Genomic DNA, 21,565 nt, shown 5'->3' with positions numbered 1-21,565 from the left:
CAAGGATGGCATTCACTATGAAAACAATAGCTGTTACGGCATATATCACTAGCGCTACCAGCCCATTTCATGCAAAAACCTTGGCCTGCAAAGGTTGTGGGGCCTCCGTAGAATCCAAGGGTTTTCCCTAGTCTTGCGCGCCTGACCCCATCGGCCCCGGTGCTGCCCTTTAGTCCCTCTGCGCTCCATGAACCTCCCCCTGCTGGCCCTGGCCATTGCCGCTTTTGGCATTGGCACCACCGAATTCGTGATCCTGGGGCTGCTGCCCGAAGTGGCAGGTGACCTGTCCGTCTCCATCCCCGCCGCCGGCATGCTGGTGTCGGCCTACGCACTGGGCGTGGCTGTGGGTGGACCGCTGCTGGCGGTGGCCACCGCGCGCTGGCTGCGCAAGACCACGCTGACCTGGCTGATGGTGCTGTTCATCGTGGGCAATGTGGGTTGCGCGCTGGCCCCCAGCTATGCGTGGCTGATGGTGGCGCGCGTGGTCACCTCGTTCTGCCACGCCGCGTTTTTTGGCATTGGCGCCGTGGTGGCCGCCAGCGTGGTGGAGCCCCACAAGCGCGCCCAGGCCATGGCGCTGATGTTCACCGGACTCACGCTCGCCAACGTGCTGGGCGTGCCGCTTGGCACGCTGCTGGGCCAGCACCTGGGCTGGCGCTCCACCTTCTGGGCGGTGGTGGTGATTGGGGTGCTGGCCGTGGCCGCCGTGGTGCGCTGGGTGCCACACCTGCGCCACCAGATCAGCGGCAGCGCGCTGGGCGAGTTCCGCGTGCTGCGCATTCGCCAGGTGTGGCTGGCGCTGGCGGTGAGCGTGCTCGCATCCACCAGCATGTTCACGCTGTTCACCTACATCACGCCCATCCTGCGCGACGTGACCGGTGTCTCGCCCCAGAACGTGAGCGGCGTGCTGCTGCTGTGCGGCGTGGGCCTGACCATTGGCAACCTGCTGGGCGGCCGCCTGGCGGACTGGAAGCTGCTGCCCTCGCTGATGGGCATCTTCGCCGTGCTGGCGGGGGTGCTGGCAGCGTTTTCGTTCACCAGCGTGTGGCTGTGGCCTGCCGTCATCACCGTGGTGGTGTGGGGCATGGTGTCGTTCGCGGCAGGCACGCCGCTGCAGGCGCGGGTGGTGTCGCAGGCGGGCGACGCGCCCAGCTTGGCGTCCACGCTCAACATCGGCGCATTCAACCTCGGCAATGCCATTGGTGCCTGGCTGGGGGGCGCAGTCATCACGGCCGGGTGGTCGCTGCAGACCATTCCGCTGGTGGCGGCCGCCGTCACGCTGAGTGCGCTGGCGCTCACGGCCTACATTGCCTGGCTGGACCGGCAGCCCACGCACAAGGCTCCGGCGCTGGGCGACTGCAAGGCAGCCTAAGCCGTTTCGGCGCGCTCGAACGCCACATAGCCGTCTTCGATGGCAGGCAGGATCTGCAGCACCTCGAAATACGGCACGGTGAGCAGGGGGGAATCGTGCAGCCGCTCCATGAAGTCGTAGTGCTTGAGCGGGTCATCGGTTTCCACCAGCATCAGGTCGCTGCAGGGCGCTGCGAAGGCCTCGGCATCGAAGTGGCGCAAGCGCAGGGCTCCCTGGTAGCGGGGCAGCAGGGCATGCAGGTGCGCCTCACCCAACTCACGCCTTTGCTCACGGGGCAAACGCAGCCACTCGGGCAGTGCACGCAGGTGGATGAAGAATGCATAACGGGTGGCCATGGGGGTGATCTCCTGGGGTCGATGAGAAAACAGGTGTTGAGCCAGCGGGCTTGGATCAAGCCGTGCGCAGCAGGCGGGCCAGCAGTCCGGGTGCCCAGCGCTGCAGGTGCCAGGCCGCGCGCGCCTTGCCGATGCGGATGTCGGTGTGCCCCGCCATCAGGCCGCGGACCAGTGCCTGTGCAGCGACATCGGAAGGGATCTTGCCGCGCCCTCGGCCCCGGGTCATGGGCGTGTCCACCAGCGGCATCACAGCGTGAACCACCCGCACTGGGCTGCCGTGCATCTGCACCCGCAGCGCCTGGGTGAACAGGTCCAGCCCGGCCTTGGTGGCGCTGTAAACCGCCGCCGTGCGCTTGGGGCAAGAGCCCAGCACCGACCCGACATTGACCACCCATGCGCGCTGCTGGGCCTGCAAATGGGGCAGCAGCACGCGCGTCAGCACCATCGGTGCCAGCAGGTTGATCTCGACCTCCGCGCGCATGTCCTGCACCTTGTAACCGGCATCGTCCACCCGCAGGTCGTGCTGGATGCCTGCGTTGTTCACCAGCGCGCCAATATCGGGATAGCGCAGCAGCCACTGCGCCGCCAGGCCGTCGATCTCTTCAATGCGGGACAGGTCGGCCACCCAGGGCTCGATCAGTCCATGGGCACCTGTCAGCGCCTGCAGCGGCTCGGCCTGCCGTGCCACGGCCAGTACGGGCACGCCGCACCGTGCCAGCTCCAGGGCCAGCGCCCGGCCAATGCCCGAGCTGGCGCCGGTGACGATGGTGCGTGGCAACGGGCCTGCGGGCGCGGCCTGGCGTGCGGTGGTGGGGGTGCGAGCGTGTGACATGGGCCGCACTCTAGGCATGGCGCCGTCCGTCGTCATCAACCCAGGTTAATTGGCGAACGAAGGAGGCTCTCACCCTCAGGCGCGGCGGAAACTTCGCCACGCTGCCACGCGGCATACTGCGCGCCATGGCCCCCATCCCGCACCCCGCCTTCTGGTCGCTCCTCACACAGGCGGCGGGCACGCAGGCCCTGCCCGACTGGGCCACGGCAGAGCGCGCCATCACCACGCACGCGGTACAGGCAGGCGGCACGGTTTTTCTGCAGGGGGTACAGCACCCTTATGTTTACGCGGTTCAAGCAGGCTTGTTCAAGCTGAGCTACCTACAGGATGACGGCACGGAATGGATCAAGTCGTTTGCCGAAGAAGGACGCTTTTTTGCCAGCGTGTCCGCCCTGCAGCCGGGCGGCCGCACGGCCTTCATGGTGACGGCCATCGAGCCCGCCACCCTGGAGCGCATCGACCACGGCGTACTGCTCGCGCTGGCCGAACGCCACCTGCCCTGGGCAAAGGCGCTGTACCAGCTGACACTGATGTACGCCGCGCGCAAGGAGGCACGTGAGCGCGAACTGCTCACCCTCACCCCCGAGGGCCGCTACCGTGCCTTCTTGGCATCACACCCCAACCTGGCGCTGCGCATCCCGCAAAAAGACCTGGCCCGCCACCTGGGATTGACGCCCGTCGGGCTCAACCGCATTGCCATGCGCGTGCGGCGCAGCGTCACATAGCCGACATTCGCCGGCAGCGCAGCGCTGCGCAGTGGCGCTAGGATGGCCCCCTGCCCTTGCCACGCGGTGATTGCCATCGAAGGCGCCGGCGTGCACTTTCTCAACCGTTCAGGACAACCCATGGTGAAACGACGCACAGTGCTTCTCGGTGGCGCCGCAACAGCCGGCGCGCTGGTCATCGGCTGGGGCGTGGTGCCCCCGCGCCAGCGGCTGCACACCGCGCAGCCCCTGCCCCAGGGCACAGGCCAGGTGGCGCTGAATGGCTGGCTCAAGGTAGCAGCCGACAACACGGTGACGGTGATGATGGCCAAGTCCGAAATGGGCCAGGGCGCGCACACCGGGCTGGCCGCCATCCTGGCGGAAGAGCTGGACGCCGACTGGGCCCAGGTGCGGCTGGAGATGGCGCCCATCGACGACATCTACAACAACCTGGCCACGGTCGTGGACGGCCTGCCGTTCCACCCCGACAACGACGGCTCCATCAAGGCCGTGGCGGGCTGGCTGACCGCCAAGACCATGCGCGAAGTGGGCGTGATGATGACGGGCGGCTCCAGCAGCATCAAGGACCTGTGGCGCCCCATGCGCGAGGCCGGTGCCCACGCCCGCGCCATGCTCATCAACGCAGCGGCGGTGCAATGGAAGGTGCAGGCCGCCGAATGCAAGGCCAACGCCGGCGTGGTGGAACACGCGGCAGGCCAGCGCGCCACGTTTGGCGAGCTGGCCGCACTGGCGGCGCAGCAGCCGCCTCCAGGCAAAGTGCCCCTCAAGGCCCCTGCTGAATTCAAGCTGATCGGCAATCCGCTCACCCGCATCGAGGCACCCTCCAAGCTCGATGGCAGTGCGGTGTTTGGCATCGATGCCCGGCCGCCCGGCCTGCTGCACGCCAGCGTGGTGATGTGCCCCACGCGGGGCGGCAAGGTGGCCCAGTTCGATGGCGCAGCCGCGCAGAAAATGCCCGGGGTGAAGCAGGTGCTGGCCGTAGCGCCGTACCACGGCGGCACTGGCGGCGTGGCCGTGATTGCCGACACGCCCTGGCACGCCAAGAAGGCCGCCGCCGCAGTCACCGTGCAGTGGGACCATGGCCCCGCCGCCACGCTGTCGAGCGCCGCCGTCATGACCCAGCTGACCCAGGCGCTGGACCAGGCCCAAGGCTTTGGCTACCACAGCGTGGGCGATGTGGACCAGGCCCTGCAAGGCGCTGCAACCACCCTCACTGCCGACTACCGCGCGCCTTACCTGGCCCACGCCACCATGGAGCCCATCAACTGCACTGTGCAGTTCAAGGATGGCGCGGCCAGCGTGTGGACATCCACCCAGGTGCCGGGCCTGGCGCGCATGGCGGCCGCCAAGGCCCTGGGCATCGACGACACCAAGGTGACCGTGCACCAGCTGCTGCTGGGCGGTGGCTTTGGTCGGCGGCTGGAGGTGGACTATGTGGCCCAGGCCGCCGCCATTGCCAAGGCCGCGGGCGGCGCGCCGGTGCAGACGCTGTGGTCCCGCGAGCAGGACCTGCAGCACGACTTCTACCGCCCCGCCTGCGTGGCCCGGTTCAAGGCCGGGCTGGACGCACAGGGCCAGCTGGTGGCCTGGCACAACGTGTCGGCCGGTCAGGCCATCGTGCCGCAGGTGCTGGCCCGCACCTTTGGCCTGCCGGGCGCGGGGCCGGACAAGACCACGTCCGAAGGCGCGTTCGACCAGCCCTACGAGTGGCCCCACGCACGCATTGCCCACGAGATCATCGACCTGCCGCTGCCCGTGGGCTTCTGGCGCTCGGTGGGGCATTCGCACCAGGCGTTCTTCAAAGAGAGTTTTGTGGACGAAGCAGCCCACGCCGCCAAGAAGGACACGGTGGCGTTCCGCGCCGCGCTGCTGCAAAAACACCCGCGCCACCTGAAGGTGCTGCAAAAGGCGGCCGAGTTGGCGGGCTGGGGCCAGCCCTTGCCGCCCGATGCGTCGGGCGTGCAACGGGCGCGCGGCGTGGCGCTGCACCAGTCGTTCGGCTCCATCGTCGCGCAGGTGGCCGAGGTGTCGGTGGGTGCCGACAAGGCCATCCGCGTGCACCGCGTGGTGTGCGTGATCGACTGCGGTGCGGCCATCAACCCCAACCTCATTGCCCAGCAGATGGAAAGCGCCGTGGTCTATGGCCTCACCGCTGCGCTGTGGGGCGAAGTGACGATCAAGGATGGCCAGGTGCAGCAGAGCAACCTGCACGACTACCCCCTGCTGCGCATGGCCGACTGCCCCCGCGTGGAGACCCACATCATCGCCAGCGCCGAGCCCCCCGAGGGCGTGGGCGAGCCCGGCGTGCCGCCCATTGCACCCGCCGTGGCCAATGCCTTGTTTGCCCTCACCGGCCAGCGCCTGCGCGCGCTGCCACTCAAGCTCAGCTGACCCGACGCACCGGAGCCCCCATGACCACGACCCTGAACATCAACGGCCAACCCGTCGCTGTCAATGCCGAACCCGACACGCCCCTGCTGTGGGTGCTGCGCGGCGAGCTGCAGATGAACGGCACCAAGTTTGGCTGCGGCATGGCGCTTTGTGGCGCCTGCACGGTGCACCTGAACGGCGAGCCGGTGCGCGCCTGCATCACGCCCCTGTCGGCCGTGGGCAGCGCCCAGGTCACCACCATCGAGGGCCTGCAGGGCCCCGAAGCCTCTGCACTGCGCACCGCATGGACCGCAGTGGATGTGGCGCAGTGCGGCTACTGCCAGAGCGGGCAGCTGATGTCGGCCTGTGCCCTGCTGAAGAAAACGCCGCAGCCTACCGATGCCGACATCGACTCCGCCATGTCGGGCAATGCCTGCCGCTGCGGCACCTACCCGCGCATCCGGGCGGCGATCCACCAGGCTGCGCGCGGGCCTCAGGGCTGAGAGATCCCCCCTCCCAGGTCGAGCGAAACCTGCTCGACCACGCCCCCTTTTTCGGGTGGCATGTCGGCGCAGTACACGGCATTGCGCCCTGTGCCCTTGGCTTGGTAGAGGGCCTGGTCGGCACGGTTCACCAGCTCTTCAAAATTCATCCCCGAGCCCTTGTACAGGGTGGCTACGCCAATGCTCACGGTGACGGCCACCTCCTGCCCTTCGTCGCCCACGCACACCAGCAAGGACTCGACCTCGCGGCGCAGCGACTCTGCCACTTGCAACGCGCTCGCGCTGTCGGTCTCGGGCAGCACGATGACAAACTCCTCGCCCCCAAACCGCGCGACGATGTCCACACCGCTGCGCTTGTGCCCAGCACACACCTGGGCCACGGCACAGATCACGCGGTCGCCCGCCAGGTGGCCGTACAGGTCGTTGACGGTCTTGAACAGGTCGATGTCTGCCACCAGCACGGACATCGGGTGCCCAAAACGCTCCGTGCGCTTGTATTCCTTGGCACCCAGCTCCATCAGCGTGCGGCGGTTGGACAGGCCCGTGAGCGAGTCGTTGGCGGCCAGCCGCTCCAGCGTGGCGTTGAGCTGCTGCAGCAGGCGGTTCTGCTCGGTGAGCTGCTGGTTGATCTGGGCGATCTCGGTCTCGCGGCACTTGCGGTCGTGGATGTTGAACGTGACGCCGATCAAGCGCTTGCCGGGCGTCTCGCTGTGGCCGTCCATGATGCGGCCATAGTTGGCAAACCAGATCCACTCGCCACTCTTGGAGCGCAGCCGGAACTCACACCGGTACTGCGGCGTGACGCCCGTCAGGTGGTCGGCCACGGCCTTGCGCACGGTGTCGATGTCGTCGGGGTGGAACAGGCCGTAGATGTCCTGCACGCCCGAGACGATTTCATCCTCGGAGAACCCCAGCTCTTCAAACGTCTTGGTCGCCTTGCGCGTGACGTTGCCGGTGATGAGGTCGTTCTCCCACAGGTCGAGCCCGGCGGCCTCCAGGGCCAGCTCCAGCCGCTCCTTGTTCAGGTCCGCCTCACCCATGGCCATGACCACCTTTTTTCACAGCGTTCCGTTTCTCTCGTGCGTCGGTGCGGGCTTCAAGGTTCAGCCGGGCGGCATGCCACCCGCGTAACCGATATTGCGCAGCAGCGCGGCAAACGATGCCACGACGCCGGGGGTGTTGTAGAGCTGGGGTGCAGTCTGCACCGCAATCACGCTCACCTGGTTGCCGGTGCTGCGGCCCGTTTTAGGGTCGAAATACTGGGCCAGGTCGTCGCTGGCGTTGGAGAACCCACGACCCGTGCTCTCTGAGTAGTAGCAGATCGAGTCGGGCGCAATGATGTCGGGGGTGGTGCTGGCCGCCGAATACATGATCAGGTTCTCGTTGAGGTTGTAGAGGTAATGTGTCTCGGTGCTCTGGGCCGGGTCGGATGCATTGTCCAGCCGGATGATGCCCGAGTCCAGCGACGCGCTGGACGTGGACTGGCTGACCGAGGTGATGAAAAAGTTGGTGACCACGGCGCGCGCGGCACGGCCGGTGAGGTTCTGGATGCCCGCCGCCACGGCCTGGGTGCTCAGCGGCGTGACCGCCTGCAAGAGCTGCAGGCCCAGCTGGCGCGCCTGCTCCAGCGTGCCCGGAATGTAGCTGCCCGACAACGCGAACTGGTTGCCTGCGTTGGAGGGCCACATCGCGATACCCGAGTACCCGCCAAAACCGCCCACCACCCCGCCCGCCAGCGACTCGATGCCCGACGCTGTGCCGGAGCCCAGCACCGCGTACTCCGCCGCCACGAGCGTGGACGCATCGCTGGCCAGCACGGCCGGACTGGGCGCTGGCCCAGAAGGGGCGGTGAAGGTGGTCTGGGGCAGCTCAGGCACGGCACGGCCTGCGCCATCGCCGTTCACCACCCAGATGCTGCCGCCCGACATGGCCGCGCCAATCAACGGCACCAGCGAATTGATGGGCCCGATCTCCACCGGGATGAAGGCGCCTGGCTGCATGCCGGTGTACGCCTGCATCACGGCCACGGTGTTGCTGATGGAGTTCTGCACCGCCGTGAGGGTGAGGTTGTCGGCCGCGTCGGGCGAACCCATGATGGCCAGCACACAGGCATTGGTGGCGCCGTCGTAGTCCTGCACCTGCACCGTGCCCGTGTAGCCCTGGTCTGCCAGCTGCTGCACGATGGCGCAGGCGTCTTGGTAACTGCCACCACCGCCGCTGGCCAGCACGGCCGCCCCGGTGGCGATCGCCTGGAAATCGGTCAGGCCATAGAAATAGACATTGCCCATCGGGCCCCCCTCTCTTATTTGGATGAAAAGCACGATATCCGAGCCCCGTCGAAAGTCAATGACCGGGATACCACGGGGGGATCGGCACCACGGCAGGGCCTGCACTCTGGTTTACGGCGGCATCATCGCCTATGCTGTGCACCAAGTTGTTTTCCGCTACCCCCACCATGAGCACCCCCGAAAAATCCCCCGTTTACGGCACCGAAGACCTTTTGATCAGCCTGTGCAACTCCGTCACCCGCGTGCTGGGCGTGGCTACACACAGCCAGATCCACTATTCCGGCATGGTGCAGCGCATCAGCAAGACCTGCCTGAAACCCGACATTGGCTGCTTTGTGCTGTTTGACGGCGGCTTCTCGGGGCTGGTGATCATCAATTTCTCAGGCCAGGCGGCGATGGAGCTGTACGCCAACTACCTGCTGAACATGGGCATGTCCAAGGATGACCTGGTCAGTTCGTACACCTCCGACGAGGTCAGCAACGTGATGGGCGAGCTGATGAACCAGGTGGTGGGCGACTTCACCGGCAAGGTGCGGCGCGAGCTGCAGACCCACATCACGCAGAACCAGCCCAAGATGCTGGTGCTGAACAAGCAGGTGCAGCTGTCAGTGGACGCCAACCTCGACAAGCCCGAAGCCCGGCGCGTGACCTTCTACACCAGCAACAACAACATCTTCTACCTGGAACTCGCCATCGACCGCACCGAGTTCATCAAGCTCTACGACTTTGAAGCCCAGGAGGCGCCCGACCCGGACGCATTGATGGCCCAGTCGCAAGAAGCCCCGCCCGTGCCCGCCCCACCGCCCGCCGGCCAGGACGACACGGATGCGCTGCTCAAGTCCCTGGGCATGTAGCAACACTACAAAAAAGATAGCTGCCGGCGCATGAAAAACTAGCGCTTGCAGCCAATTTTTCTCAAAAGAAGCGCCCAGAGTGGCTGCGGCGCCCCTCCGGGCGGCCCAGCGGGCCTGTCCTACACCCGCCGTCACGATGCACTGACCGCTCCGCCAGGTCACGGGTCTAAGCTGAGAAGCCCACCTGTTGATCGGAAAGGAGCCCCCATGCCACGTGCAGCCTGGAGCGCCAAACGCGAGCGCCAGTACGAACACATCAAGGACAGCCTGCTGGAACGCGGAGAGAGCGAGAGCACCGCCGAAGAGATTGCCGCGCGCACAGTGAACAAGGAACGCGCCCAACACGGCGAAGCCCGCACAGCCAACCCCAAGACCCTGAAGGCCACGCCGCCCCCCGTGCGCGGCGGCAAAAACTCGCACCGCGGCCCGCAGGGCCGCACGCGCGAGCAACTGTACGAAGACGCCAAGCGCGCGAACATCCGGGGCCGGTCCCGGATGAACAAGCAGCAGCTGGAGCAGGCCCTGGCGCGCTGACCCGGGCGCGCACCTGGCGCCCCCTCACTGCCAGCCGTAGCGCCGCAGGTACCAGCGCTTCATCACCGTTGTCAGCAGCACATAGCCCGCCAGGATGCCCACCAGCCACGGAAAGTAAGCCAGCGGCAGCGCCTGCAGCTTGAAGTGCCCGGCCAGCGGCCCCATGGGGATGAAGATGCCCACCGCCATGATGAGCACCGTGGCCGCAAGCAGCGGCACCGACGCCACGCTTTGCACAAATGGCAGCTTGGGCGTGCGGATCATGTGCACGATCAGCGTCTGCGTGAGCAGCCCCACCACAAACCAGCCCGACTGGAACAGGGTCTGTGCGCCCTCGTTGTTGGCACCAAACACGTGCCACATGACGGCGAAGGTGGTGATGTCGAACACCGAGCTGATGGGCCCGAAGAACACCATGAAGCGGCCGATGTCGCCAGGGTTCCACTTCAGCGGGTTGCGGATGAGCTCCTCGTCCACGTTGTCGAACGGAATGGCGATCTGCGACAGGTCATACAGCAGGTTCTGCACCAAGAGGTGCAGCGGCAGCATGGGCAAGAAGGGCAGGAACGCGCTGGCCACCAGCACCGAGAACACGTTGCCGAAGTTGGAGCTGGCCGTCATGCGGATGTACTTGAGCATGTTGCTGAAGGTCTTGCGCCCCTCCATCACGCCCTCTTCCAGCACCATCAGGCTTTTCTCCAGCAGGATGATGTCGGCCGCCTCCTTGGCAATATCCACCGCGCTGTCCACGCTGATGCCGATGTCGGCCGCACGCAGCGCCGGGGCGTCGTTGATGCCATCGCCCATGAAGCCCACCACATGGCCGCCCGCGCGCATCGCGCGCACCAGCCGCTCTTTGTGCAGTGGCGAGAGCTTGGCAAACACGTTGTGGGTGTCGGCTGCGCGCGCCAGGGTGGTGTCGTCCATGGCGTCCACGTCCTTGCCCAGCAACACGCCCTGCACAGCCAGGCCCACCTCGCGGCAGACCTTGAGCGTCACCAGCTCGTTATCGCCGGTCAGCACCTTCACGGCCACACCGTGCGCGGCCAGCGCCTTGAGCGCAGGGGCGGTGGATTCCTTCGGTGGGTCCAGAAACGCCACGTAGCCGATCAGCGTGAGGCCCGATTCATCGGCCACGCTGTACACCGTCTGCTGGGGTGGCGTCTCCTTCATGGCCACGGCGACCACGCGCAGGCCCTCGTTGTTCAGACCGCGCGTCACCTCCAGCACCCGTGCGCGCAGGGTGGCGTCCAGCGGCAGGTCTTGCGCGCCGGAGTCTTCCACCACACGCACCTGGGTGCACACGTCCAGCATCTCCTCCACCGCGCCCTTGCAGATCAGCTCGTGGTGGTCGTTGCGCTCGCTGACGATGACCGACATGCGCCGGCGCACGAAGTCGAACGGCACCTCATCGACCTTGCGGTAGTCCTGCGCCAGGCGCAGGTCGGTCTGCAGCTCTACATGCTCCAGCACGGCGTGGTCCAGCAGGTTCTTCAGGCCGCTCTGGTAGTGGCTGTTGAGGTAGGCAAAGGCCAGCACCTCGTCGCTGTTGTGGCCAAACACGTCGGTGTGGCGCTCCAGAAAGATCTTGTCCTGCGTGAGCGTGCCCGTCTTGTCAGTGCACAGTACATCCATGGCGCCAAAGTTCTGGATCGCGTCCAGCCGCTTGACCACCACCTTCTTGCGCGACAGCAGCACGGCGCCCTTGGCCAGCGTGCTGGTCACGATCATGGGCAGCATCTCGGGCGTGAGGCCCACGGCCACCGACAGCGCGAACAGAAACGCCTCCAGCCAGTCGCCCTTGGTAAAGCCGTTGACCACCAGCACGATGGGCACCATGACCAGCGCAAAGCGGATGAGCAGCCAGCTCACGCTGTTGACGCCTGCCTGGAACGCGGTGGGCGTGCGGTCGGTGGCCGTGACGCGGGTGGCCAGCGTGCCAAAGTAGGTGTGGTTGCCCGTGGCCACCACCAACGCCGTGGCCGATCCCGAGACCACGTTGGTGCCCATGAACAGCAGGTTGGTGGCCTCCAGCGCACTGGTGCCGGGCTGGCTGCGCTCGGCAAATTTTTCGATCGGTAGCGATTCGCCCGTCATGGCCGACTGGCTCACGAACAGGTCCTTGGCCGTGAGCACGCGGCAGTCCGACGGGATCATGTCGCCCGCCGACAGCACGATGTGGTCGCCCGGCACCAGCTGGTGGATGGGCAGTTCGCGCGGCGTGGCTGCGGCCTCCGCGCCGCTGCGGCGCAGCACCGTGGCGGTGTTGCTGACCAGCGACTTGAGGCGCTCGGCCGCGCGGTTGGAGCGGCCCTCCTGCACAAACCGCAGCAGCGTGGAGAGCACCACCATGGCCAGAATCACGACGGTGGCCTCGTGGTCCTCGGTGAGGTACGAGATCAGTGCCAGCACCGTGAGCAGCACGTTGAACGGGTTCTTGTAGCAGTGCCACAGGTGCAGCCAGGCGGGCAGCGGCTTTTCGTGCTCCACCTCGTTGGGGCCGTGCTGGGCCAGGGCGGCGGCAGCCTGGGCATCGCTCAGGCCTGCAGGGTCAGACTGCAGGCGCTCGATCAGTGGGAGCAGGTCATCGCTGGCGGCGCGCTGCAGCTCGCGGCTGAGCAGGTCGGGCGAGGTGGCGGGGGTGGGCGCGCGGCCCAGGGTCAGCGTGTCCAGGATCAGCCGCCGCGCAAAGTGGCGCGTCACATGGCGGGTGTGCAGAAAGCGATCGAACAGGTGGTGCAGGAAGCTCATGGCGGTCTCCCTAGCAGCAAGCGCTGACGGCGTTGCGCGTCACGGGCAGCGGTGCCGTGTGCGCAGAAATGTTGATGAAACGGAACATGGTGAGTCACTCCTTCTGGCCAGCACCGGCCAGAGGCGTGAGGCTCACGCCGTCACGCGAGCCATCGCCCCGGGCCCTGGGCCTGGTATGCAAAGTTCAATGGGGATGTGGTGTGGGGCGGCGCTTCGGAGCGCCTGCGCGGGTCTGGGTCCATGGGGCCTCCTGGGTAGTGGTTGCAATACCGGCGTGGGCCGGCTTAAAGCGGCCGCGCCCAGCGGCGCAATGCCCGCGCAGGCGGCTGGCCATGCAGGTAGCAGCGAATGCGGTGCGTGGGCCACAACGTGGTGCCGTCAAGTTCGACCACGGCTTGCAGGCTGTCAGCGGTCCCATGGGCAGGGCCCTGTACGCCTGAAGGCAGCGATGCAGCATGCTCGGCGCGTTCAGCGCCAGGCGCCACCGCACGCTGGAAAAGGCTGGGCAGATCCACAACAAAAAAACGCATGGCCGTTGTCCTTGGCAGGCAGGGCGGAGCACGCAGACGCAGATGGGTGCCAGGGGGCACCGTCACAGCAGGCGGGCCATGCCCCAGCCAAAGGGGCGCGGCCCGTGCAGACGGCACAGATGCAGCAAAGCGGCAAGACGATAAAGCCACCCACACCGCCATGGCCGACAGGGGCGCACGGGGTACAACAGGGGCTGGGAGAGACGGGGCCGGAGCTTGCACAAGGCAATCCACGGCCCGGGAGCGGGCGTCAGGAGGCCTGGCAGGCAGCAGCCGTCACGGCTTGCTGGGGTTCACTGCAACAACTGGCACTTTCCACGCTGGGGCTCCGGAAATGAAGGTGCGCGATTATTGCGCTGCAACATGACGAGGTCAATGCGTTTTTTTGGCCCCGACGGTCACCCTTCAAACTGGGGATGCAACTGCCGGATGCGGTTCATAGCCATGGCCGCTGCTGCGGTGCGTGTTTCCACCCCCAGCTTGGCAAACACACGCTCCAGGTGCTTTTTGACGGTGGCAGGGCTGGCGCCCAGGATGTCGCCGATGTCGCGGTTGATCTTTCCCTTGACCACCCAGTACAGCACCTCGGCCTCGCGCGCGGTGAGCTTGAAGGACAGGCTCATGGATTCGATGATCTTGGCATCCGACACCTCGCGCATCACGATGAGCCAGTCGCCGCCCCCGGCGCTGTCGCCAGCCTGCTGGTGCAGGCGGAAGGTCAGCCTGCGGGCGCCCTGCTCCACCGCAAGGCGCGGGGGCTCGGCCAGCGAAGCGGCCAGCAGCTCGACCGCGTTGTCGGCCAGCACATGGCGACGCAGCCAGGCCTGCACCGGCTCGGGCGCCCATTGGCCGAAGGCGGTGGGCGCGCCGTCCGGGCCCACTTCACCAAAGTAACTTTGCAGCAGCTCGCGCGCCAGCGGGGTCTGCCACACGATGCGTCCGTCCACCGCACGCACGGTGATGCTGGCGTAGCCAAACGCATCGAGCGCGTTGCGCGCCTCGCGGGCCTGGCGCGCGTCCTGCCGGGCCTTGCGGGCAGAGCCCAGGTGCACCCCCATGCGCGCCATCACCTCGCGCGGCTTGATGGGCTTGGTGACGTAGTCCACGCCACCCGCCTCCAGCGCGGCCACCAGGTGTTCGGTCTCGGTGAGACCGGTCATGAAGATGATGGGAATGTGTGCCGTGGCGGGCGATGCCTTCAAGCGCCGGGCCACTTCAAAGCCGTCCATGCCGGGCATCATCGCATCCAGCAACACGATGTCGGGCAGGGCCTGCGCAGCGCGCTGCAGGGCGGCCTCGCCATGCGTGGCCACCAGCACGGTGTAGCCCGACTCATCCAGCGCGTCGTGCAAGACGGCCAGGTTGTCCGGCACGTCGTCCACGATCAGCACCACATCGCTGTCGGTGCGGTCCAGCGCGGCACCCGGCGCGGCAGGGGCCTGAAAGGAAGGTGGGTTGGCGGTGGTCATCACGAGGGTGCCTGTTCCAGGATCTGGCCCATGGCATCGAACTGGAACTGCTTGGCCAGCTGCCGCATGGTGTCCACAAAAGCGCTGTGCGCGGGCTGGCTGCGTTCAATGTCGTCCAGGGTGTTGAGAATGCCCCGGTAGTAGCCCAAAGACACTGCCTGCGCCAAAGCCGCCAGCGCAGTGGTATCGGGGTATGTGAGGGGTGCGGGCGCCGCAGAGGCTGCCGTGGGCGCTGGCCCGGTGGGTGCCTCGGCAGCCTCGTCGTATTGCCATTGCAGGCCCAGGCGGCGCTCCAGCCAGTCCAGCAGCTCGCTGTGGCGCACAGGTTTGACGATGAAGTCTTCGGGCCGGATGTCCACGTCGTTGTCGAGCGCCTTGTCGAAGGCATTGGCGGAGACGATGGCACATTGCACGTCCGGCAACCGCATCTGCCGCACACGTCGCAAAGTCTCCCAGCCGTCGATGCCCGGCATGGCCAGGTCCATGAAGATGGCATGCGGCCGGTAGCCCGTGGCCAGCAGGTCCAGCGCGTCGTGGCCGCTGGCCGCCTGGCGCAGCTCAAAGCCCAAGGGTTCCAGCAGTTGCAGCAGCAGTTCGCGGTCGGGCTCCTCGTTGTCCACCACCAGGATGCGGCGGCGCTCGCCAACATACCCCCTGCGGGCGCGCTGGGCTTGCACCGCCACGGGCGCCGCCGCCTTGCCCAGCACATCCCCATGCACCTCGGGCAGGAACAGCTTGACGTGGAACACCGAGCCTACGCCCGGCGTGCTGCTCACCGTCAGCTCGCCGCCCATGAGCGCGGTGAGCATCTTGGCAATGGTCAGGCCCAGGCCTGCGCCCGGCGCGGCCGTGGTGCTGCCGCCGCCCGAGCCGCCGCGTGCAAAGGGCTCGAAGATGCGCTCGATCTCCTCGGCCGTGAGGCCCGGCCCCGTGTCCTGCACCTCGATGCGTGCCATCTCGCGCGCATGGCGCACGCGCAGCGTGACAGTGCCGTGCGCCGTGAACTTGACGGCGTTGCCCAGCAGGTTGATGAGGATCTGGCGCAGCCGCTTGTCATCGGCACGCACCACTTCCGGAATCACGCCTTGCACATCAAACGTGAACGCCAGGCCCTTGGCGGCAGCTTGCAGTTCGAACAGGCTGGCCATCTCGTGCAGCCCGTCGGCAAAGCGCATGGGCGCCACGTCGAGCGTGAGCTTTCCCGACTCGATGCGCGCGATGTCGAGCGTGCCTTCGATGAGCGACAACAAATGCTCGCCGCCACGGCGGATCACATGCACCGCCTGCTTGCGGTGCGGCGGCACGCCCGCGTCTTCGCCCATGAGCTGGGCATAGCCCAGGATGCTGTTGAGCGGCGTGCGGATCTCGTGGCTGATGGCGCTGATGTAGCGGCTCTTGGCCTGGTTGGCCTGGTCGGCCGCGCGCTGGGCCGCCTCGGCCACCTGGCGCGCCTGCTCGGCCACGCTGCGCGCTGTCTGCAGCGCCTCATCGGTCTGGCGGTGCAGCTCGATCTCGCGCACCAGCAGGCCGGTCTGGCGGTTCGATTCCTCCTGCGCCACCTGGCGGCTCTTGTGCGCCAGCACCAGCCACCAGGCCACGATGCCCGAGATGACCAGCAGCGCGAGATACGCCTTGAGCAGACCCGAGCGCAGCGCCACTTCGGGTGCCGCCATCACCTCGGTGTCCGTGGCCGCCTGGGCGATGGTGTTGAGCTCCTGGTGGTACAGCAGGCCCATCACCGAGGCCAGCAGCGGCGCAATCACCAGCATCAGCAGCAAAAAGTGCCCCAGGCCCGTGTCCAGGTAGCGCCACATGGCGCGCGGCAGCACCCAGCGCAGGGCGGCCGACCACTGCACCGCCATGCTCGCGTGGGGCTTGCACAGGTCGCCGCAGCGCGCATCCAGCGTGCAGCACAGCGAGCAGATGGCACCCCGGTACGCGGGGCACTGGGCCATGTCCGGGGCTTCGTATTCACGCTCGCAGATCACGCAGCGCTGCACGGTGTAGCGTACGTAGCTGCCCAGGTCAGCACCTCGTTGGCCGCTGACCGGTCCGTGCATGGGCACTGCCACCACATCGGTCATCACATCGGTCAATGTGGCGGGCTCGGGCTGGCGCGCAATGTAGTAGCGCCCCCCGGTGGCCCAGGCAATGAGCGGTGCGGTGACAAAGGCCACCGCCATCGCAATCACCGCCGAGAACGCCTGCGGCAGCGGTCCGAACAGGCCCAGGTGCGCGCTGATGGACAGGATGGACGCCAGCGCCATCGAACCCACGCCCACCGGGTTGATGTCGTACAGATGCGCGCGCTTGAACTCGATGCCCTTGGGCGACAGGCCCAGCGGCTTGTTGATGACGAGGTCGGCCACCACGGACATGATCCAGGCGATGGCGATGTTGGAGTACAGCCCCAGCACCTCGCCCATGGCGCGGAACACGTTCATCTCCATCAGCATGAAGGCAATCAGCGTGTTGAACACCACCCACACCACGCGCCCCGGGTGGCTGTGCGTGAGGCGCGAGAAGAAGTTGGACCACGCCAGCGAGCCCGCGTAGGCGTTGGTCACGTTGATCTTGAGCTGCGAGACCACCACAAACAAGGCCGTGGCCGCCACCGCCCAGCCGTAGTTGGGGAACACATATTCATAGGCGGCCAGGTACATCTGGTTAGGGTCCACCGCACGGTCGGCGGGGACCATGTGGGTGAGCGCCAGATAGGCAAGCAGCGCGCCGCCCAGCATCTTGAGCACCCCCAGCACCACCCAGCCCGGCCCGCCCACCAGCACACCCAGCCACCAGCGCCCGCGCGTGGCGGGCGTGCGGGCGGGCATGAAGCGCAGATAGTCAGCCTGCTCCCCCATCTGGGTGATGAGTGCAATGCCCACGGTGAGTGCTGCACCAAACAAGGGCAGTTGGAACGTGGCGCCGCGCATCGATTCACCACCGTAGTGCACAACCCCGGAAAACGCACCAGGATCGCGCACCAGCACATAGGCAAACGGCACCACCAGCATCACCAGCCACAGCGGCTGCGTCCACACCTGCAGGCGGCTGATGGCCGACACACCGTGGGTGACCAGCGGAATCACCACAATGGCGCAGATGAGGTAGCCCCAGGTGGGCGGGATGTCGAGTGCCAGCTCCAGCGCATAGGCCATCACGGCCGCCTCCAGCGCGAAGAAGATGAAAGTGAAGCTGGCGTAGATCAGCGAGGTGAGCGTGGAGCCGATGTAGCCAAAGCCCGCGCCGCGCGTGAGCAGGTCCATGTCCACCCCATAGCGCGCCGCATACACGCTGATGGGCAGCCCCGCCAGGAAGATGATGAGCCCCGTGGCCACGATGGCCCAGAACGCGTTGATGAAGCCGTACTGCACCAGCAGCGTGGCGCCCACGGCCTCCAGGATCAGGAACGACGCGGCCCCGAATGCCGTGTTGGCCACCCGCCATTCGGACCACTTGCGAAAGCGCTGCGGGGTGTAGCGCAGCGCGTAGTCTTCCATGGTCTCGGTGGCCACCCAGCTGTTGTAGTCGCGCCGGACCTTCACGACCTGCTGCGGCGCCTGCGCGTCGGCATCCCGCCCCAAGGCTGCTGCCGAGGTCGCGTCGGGCGGTGCAAGGGGGGCGGTGGAAAGGGGCATGGGCAAAGGGCGGCGGCAGCCCTTGCAAGTGCAGTTTCCATGCCACGATTCGCCGTCACGTCCAGCGCACCTTCGCCCTCTGGCGTATGGCGGGCACGGGGCTTGCTGCCTATGATGAATCCGCTGCCCTTCGGACCGCATGGCCATCGATGACGATTGCCCCGTGTGTCCGGCCTGGACAACCCGCCACACGAGCCCACCCCTCCTTACATTGAGCAGAACGACATGGAACTGACCCCTCGTGAGAAAGACAAGCTGCTGATCTTCACTGCCGCCCTGCTGGCCGAGCGCCGCAAGGCCCGGGGGCTGAAGCTCAACTACCCCGAGGCCGTCGCCCTGATCAGTGCCGCCGTGATGGAAGGCGCGCGCGACGGCAAGACCGTGGCGCAGCTCATGAGTGAAGGCCGCACCGTGCTGACCCGCGCGGACGTGATGGAAGGCATCCCCGAGATGATTCCGGACATCCAGGTGGAGGCCACCTTCCCCGACGGCACCAAGCTCGTCACCGTCCATCAGCCGATCGTCTGACCCCTCCCCAACACTTCCCACCTTCTCTCTGTGGAGCCCCCCATGCGCATCACACTCTCACACCGTCACACAGCCGCTCTTCTTTTCATAGCAACCAGTGCAATCAGTTCTAGCGCCATCGCCCATACCGGCGCTGAATCCCACATCCACAACAGTTTTCTGAGCGGCTTGGCCCACCCCCTGTTCGGCCTGGACCACCTGGCCGCCATGGTGGCCGTAGGCCTGTGGAGCGCCCTGTCCGCGCGCCGTGCTGGACGCGAACTGCTGTCGGGCCCCGTGGGCTTTGCGGCCATGTTGCTGGCGGGCGCCGTGCTGGGCCTGCAGGGCGTGGCACTGCCTGCGGTGGAGCCGATGATTGCCGTGTCGCTGCTGGCCACGGGCCTGCTCGTCGTGTCGCGCCTGCGCGTGCCCGGCCTCATGGCCGCGCTGGGCGTGGGCGTGTTTGCCGTCTTTCACGGCGTGGCCCACGGCGTCGAGCTGGCGGGCAGCCACAGCGCCTGGCAAACCCTGGCGGGCATGCTGACGGCCACCGTGCTGCTGCATGGCGTGGGGCTGGCGGCAGGCTGGGCGCTGCGCCACCGCACCGTGTGGCTCAGCCGCGCTGCAGGCGCTGCCGTGGCGCTGATGGGTGGTGCCCTGCTGGCCCAGATGGCCTGACAGGTCTGACTGGCGTCATGCATACCGACACAGCAGCAGCCCACACCTCAAGGACCCGACCATGATCCCTGGCGAACTTTTTACCGAACCCGGCGAGCACGCGCTCAACACCGGCCGCCGTACGCTGACCGTGGTGGTGCGCAACACCGGCGACCGTCCCATCCAGGTGGGCTCGCACTACCACTTTGCCGAGACCAACAACGCCCTGGGCTTTGACCGTGCGGCTGCACGCGGCATGCGGCTCAACATCGCATCCGGCACCGCCGTGCGCTTTGAACCCGGCCAGGAGCGCACCGTGGAGCTGGTGGACTACGCAGGCGAGCGCCGCGTATTCGGCTTTCAGGGCCTGACCCAGGGCCCGCTGTAGCAAATTCAAGCCCAATTGGCCGATAGCGCCGGTATCAAATGCCCCAGCAGCTATCAAAAACATATAAAACCGTTCTTGCGGAGCACCCCTCACATGGCAACCATTGGACGACGCGCCTACGCCGAGATGTTCGGCCCCACGGTGGGCGACCGCGTGCGCCTGGCCGACACCGAACTCATTCTCGAAGTCGAGGCCGACCACACCCTGCGCGCCGGCAGCTACGGCGAAGAGGTGAAGTTTGGCGGCGGCAAGACGATTCGCGACGGTATGGCACAGAGCCAGCGCAGCAACGCACAAGGCGCGGTGGACACAGTGCTGACCAACGCCCTGGTGGTAGACCACACCGGCATCTTCAAGGCCGACATCGGCCTGCGCGCAGGCCGCATCGCCGCCATCGGCAAAGCCGGCAACCCCGACACCCAGCCCGGCGTGGACATCATCATTGGCCCCGGCACCGAGGTCATCAGCTGCGAGGGCAACATCGTCACCGCAGGCGGCATCGACAGCCACATCCACTTCATCTGCCCGCAGCAGATCGAAGAGGCCCTGGCCAGCGGCGTGACCACCATGCTGGGCGGCGGCACCGGCCCCGCCACGGGCACGCTGGCCACCACCTGCACGTCGGGGCCCTTCAATATGGAGCGCATGCTGCAGGCCGCCGACGCATTCCCCATGAACCTCGGCTTCCTCGGCAAGGGCAACGCCAGCCTGCCCGATGCGCTGCACGAGCAGATCAACGCGGGCGCCATTGGCCTGAAGCTGCACGAAGACTGGGGCACCACGCCCTCGGCCATCAGCAACTGCCTGGATGTGGCCGAAGCCACCGACACGCAGGTGGCCATTCACAGCGACACGCTGAACGAATCGGGCTTTGTGGAGAACACCATTGCCGCCGTGGGCGGGCGCGGGATCTGCGCCTTCCACACCGAGGGCGCGGGCGGCGGCCATGCACCGGACATCCTGCGCGTGGTGGGCGAAGACAACTTTCTGCCCAGCTCCACCAACCCCACCATGCCCTACACCCAGAACACGCTGGACGAGCATGTGGACATGCTCATGGTGTGCCACCACCTCGATGCCAGCATTGCCGAGGATCTGGCCTTTGCCGAGAGCCGCATCCGCAAGGAGACCATCGCGGCCGAAGACATCCTGCACGACCTGGGCGCCATCAGCATGATGAGCAGCGACAGCCAGGCCATGGGCCGCGTGGGCGAGGTCATCCTGCGCACCTGGCAGACGGCGCACAAGATGAAGGTGCAGCGCGGCAGCCTGCAGGGCGACACGGCCCGCAACGACAACACGCGCATCAAACGCTACGTGGCCAAATACACCATCAACCCCGCGATTGCGCACGGCATCAGCCACGAGGTGGGGTCGCTCGAAGTCGGCAAGTGGGCCGACATCGTGATCTGGAAGCCCGCGTTCTTTGGCGTCAAGCCCGCGCTGATCCTGAAGGGCGGACTGATTGCCATGGCTGCGATGGGCGACCCCAATGCCTCCATCCCCACGCCGCAGCCCGTGCACTATCGGCCCATGTTTGGCGCGTTTGGCGGGGCCATCGCCAAAACGTCGCTCACCTTTGTCTCGCAGGCAGGGTTGGCTGCTGGCATTGGCGAGCGCTTTGGCCTGCGCAAGACGCTTTCCGCCGTGCGCAACATCCGCGGCATCCGCAAGCGCGACATGGTGCACAACAGCTACACGCCCAAGATGGAGGTGGACGCGCAGACCTACACCGTGCGCGCCGACGGCCAGCTGCTCACCTGTGAAGCGGCCACCGTGCTGCCCATGGCACAGCGCTACTTCCTGTTCTGA

The 21,565-nt window shown here is 66.8% G+C and carries 18 protein-coding genes; 10 read left to right on the top strand and 8 right to left on the bottom strand.

Going from position 1 to position 21,565, the window contains the following annotated elements:
• Nucleotides 1–187 precede the first annotated feature (187 nt).
• Nucleotides 188–1,372, top strand: coding sequence for an MFS transporter (locus CLU87_RS02660; RefSeq protein WP_099729408.1), 1,185 nt, complete (start codon nt 188–190; stop codon nt 1,370–1,372).
• Here CLU87_RS02660 and CLU87_RS02655 read toward each other — a convergent pair.
• Together CLU87_RS02655 and CLU87_RS02650 are read right to left on the bottom strand one after the other, a co-directional pair.
• Entirely contained in the window at nt 1,369–1,707 is a 339-nt protein-coding gene (locus CLU87_RS02655) for a darcynin family protein (RefSeq protein WP_099729407.1), read from the bottom strand. The two genes, CLU87_RS02660 and CLU87_RS02655, sit on opposite strands and share 4 nt — an antisense overlap.
• A 55-nt stretch (nt 1,708–1,762) precedes the next feature.
• Nucleotides 1,763–2,539 (bottom strand): SDR family NAD(P)-dependent oxidoreductase, encoded by a 777-nt coding sequence (locus CLU87_RS02650; RefSeq protein WP_158236058.1) that lies wholly within the window; start codon nt 2,537–2,539, stop codon nt 1,763–1,765.
• Between the two features lie 125 nt (nt 2,540–2,664).
• Between CLU87_RS02650 and CLU87_RS02645 the strand changes: the two genes are divergently transcribed.
• The 3 genes from CLU87_RS02645 (at nt 2,665) to CLU87_RS02635 (ending at nt 6,137) form a co-directional block, all read left to right on the top strand.
• Nucleotides 2,665–3,264, top strand: coding sequence for a Crp/Fnr family transcriptional regulator (locus tag CLU87_RS02645; protein WP_099729405.1), 600 nt, complete (start codon nt 2,665–2,667; stop codon nt 3,262–3,264).
• Nucleotides 3,265–3,384: 120 nt separating this feature from the next.
• Nucleotides 3,385–5,655 (top strand): xanthine dehydrogenase family protein molybdopterin-binding subunit, encoded by a 2,271-nt coding sequence (locus CLU87_RS02640; RefSeq protein ID WP_099732005.1) that lies wholly within the window; start codon nt 3,385–3,387, stop codon nt 5,653–5,655.
• A gap of 20 nt (nt 5,656–5,675) precedes the next feature.
• Entirely contained in the window at nt 5,676–6,137 is a 462-nt protein-coding gene (locus CLU87_RS02635) for a (2Fe-2S)-binding protein (RefSeq protein ID WP_099729404.1), read from the top strand.
• On the opposite strand, the gene CLU87_RS02630 is transcribed toward CLU87_RS02635, so the two are convergent.
• On the bottom strand, nt 6,128–7,183 hold the full coding sequence (locus CLU87_RS02630) for a sensor domain-containing diguanylate cyclase (protein ID WP_225580894.1): 1,056 nt from the start codon (nt 7,181–7,183) through the stop codon (nt 6,128–6,130). The genes CLU87_RS02635 and CLU87_RS02630 overlap by 10 nt on opposite strands.
• 57 nt (nt 7,184–7,240) lie before the next feature.
• Nucleotides 7,241–8,425 carry a DUF917 family protein gene (locus CLU87_RS02625; RefSeq protein ID WP_056060606.1) on the bottom strand — a complete coding sequence of 395 codons (1,185 nt, stop codon included), beginning with the start codon at nt 8,423–8,425 and terminating at the stop codon, nt 7,241–7,243.
• 167 nt (nt 8,426–8,592) lie between these two features.
• Here CLU87_RS02625 and CLU87_RS02620 point away from each other — a divergent pair, with 167 nt between their 5' ends.
• Both CLU87_RS02620 and CLU87_RS02615 read left to right on the top strand, forming a co-directional pair.
• The gene (locus tag CLU87_RS02620) at nt 8,593–9,279 is read left to right on the top strand and encodes a DUF3334 family protein (RefSeq protein WP_056062049.1); all 687 of its coding nucleotides are present in this window, start codon (nt 8,593–8,595) and stop codon (nt 9,277–9,279) included.
• A gap of 207 nt (nt 9,280–9,486) precedes the next feature.
• A complete protein-coding gene (locus tag CLU87_RS02615) occupies nt 9,487–9,813 on the top strand; it encodes a plasmid stabilization protein (protein WP_099729403.1) in 327 nt (108 codons plus the stop codon).
• Nucleotides 9,814–9,837: 24 nt separating this feature from the next.
• On the opposite strand, the gene mgtA is transcribed toward CLU87_RS02615, so the two are convergent.
• The 4 genes from mgtA to CLU87_RS02595 form a co-directional block, all read right to left on the bottom strand.
• Nucleotides 9,838–12,564: a magnesium-translocating P-type ATPase gene (gene mgtA, locus CLU87_RS02610; protein WP_099729402.1), complete on the bottom strand. Its 2,727-nt coding sequence runs from the start codon at nt 12,562–12,564 to the stop codon at nt 9,838–9,840.
• 284 nt (nt 12,565–12,848) lie between these two features.
• Nucleotides 12,849–13,094, bottom strand: a complete 246-nt coding sequence (locus CLU87_RS02605; protein WP_099729401.1) for a hypothetical protein — start codon at nt 13,092–13,094, stop codon at nt 12,849–12,851.
• A 398-nt stretch (nt 13,095–13,492) separates the two neighbouring features.
• Nucleotides 13,493–14,563, bottom strand: a complete 1,071-nt coding sequence (locus CLU87_RS02600; protein ID WP_099729400.1) for a response regulator — start codon at nt 14,561–14,563, stop codon at nt 13,493–13,495.
• On the bottom strand, nt 14,563–18,201 hold the full coding sequence (locus CLU87_RS02595; protein ID WP_099729399.1) for an ATP-binding protein: 3,639 nt from the start codon (nt 18,199–18,201) through the stop codon (nt 14,563–14,565). Before CLU87_RS02595 ends, CLU87_RS02600 begins: the two co-directional genes overlap by 1 nt.
• A 225-nt stretch (nt 18,202–18,426) precedes the next feature.
• Between CLU87_RS02595 and CLU87_RS02590 the strand changes: the two genes are divergently transcribed.
• The 4 genes from CLU87_RS02590 (at nt 18,427) to ureC (ending at nt 21,565) form a co-directional block, all read left to right on the top strand.
• Nucleotides 18,427–18,729, top strand: a complete 303-nt coding sequence (locus CLU87_RS02590) for an urease subunit gamma (protein WP_015012806.1) — start codon at nt 18,427–18,429, stop codon at nt 18,727–18,729.
• Nucleotides 18,730–18,771: 42 nt separating this feature from the next.
• A complete protein-coding gene (locus tag CLU87_RS02585) occupies nt 18,772–19,386 on the top strand; it encodes a HupE/UreJ family protein (protein ID WP_099729398.1) in 615 nt (204 codons plus the stop codon).
• A gap of 61 nt (nt 19,387–19,447) precedes the next feature.
• On the top strand, nt 19,448–19,753 hold the full coding sequence (locus tag CLU87_RS02580) for an urease subunit beta (RefSeq protein ID WP_056060586.1): 306 nt from the start codon (nt 19,448–19,450) through the stop codon (nt 19,751–19,753).
• Nucleotides 19,754–19,846: 93 nt separating this feature from the next.
• Entirely contained in the window at nt 19,847–21,565 is a 1,719-nt protein-coding gene (ureC, locus tag CLU87_RS02575; RefSeq protein WP_099729397.1) for an urease subunit alpha, read from the top strand.

It is taken from the genome of Acidovorax sp. 59, from assembly GCF_002754175.1.
GTDB classification, from domain to species: Bacteria; Pseudomonadota; Gammaproteobacteria; order Burkholderiales; family Burkholderiaceae_C; genus Acidovorax; species Acidovorax delafieldii.
The sequence above is the reverse complement of the archived record's forward strand: the minus strand, read 5'-3'. Positions and strand labels throughout refer to the sequence as shown.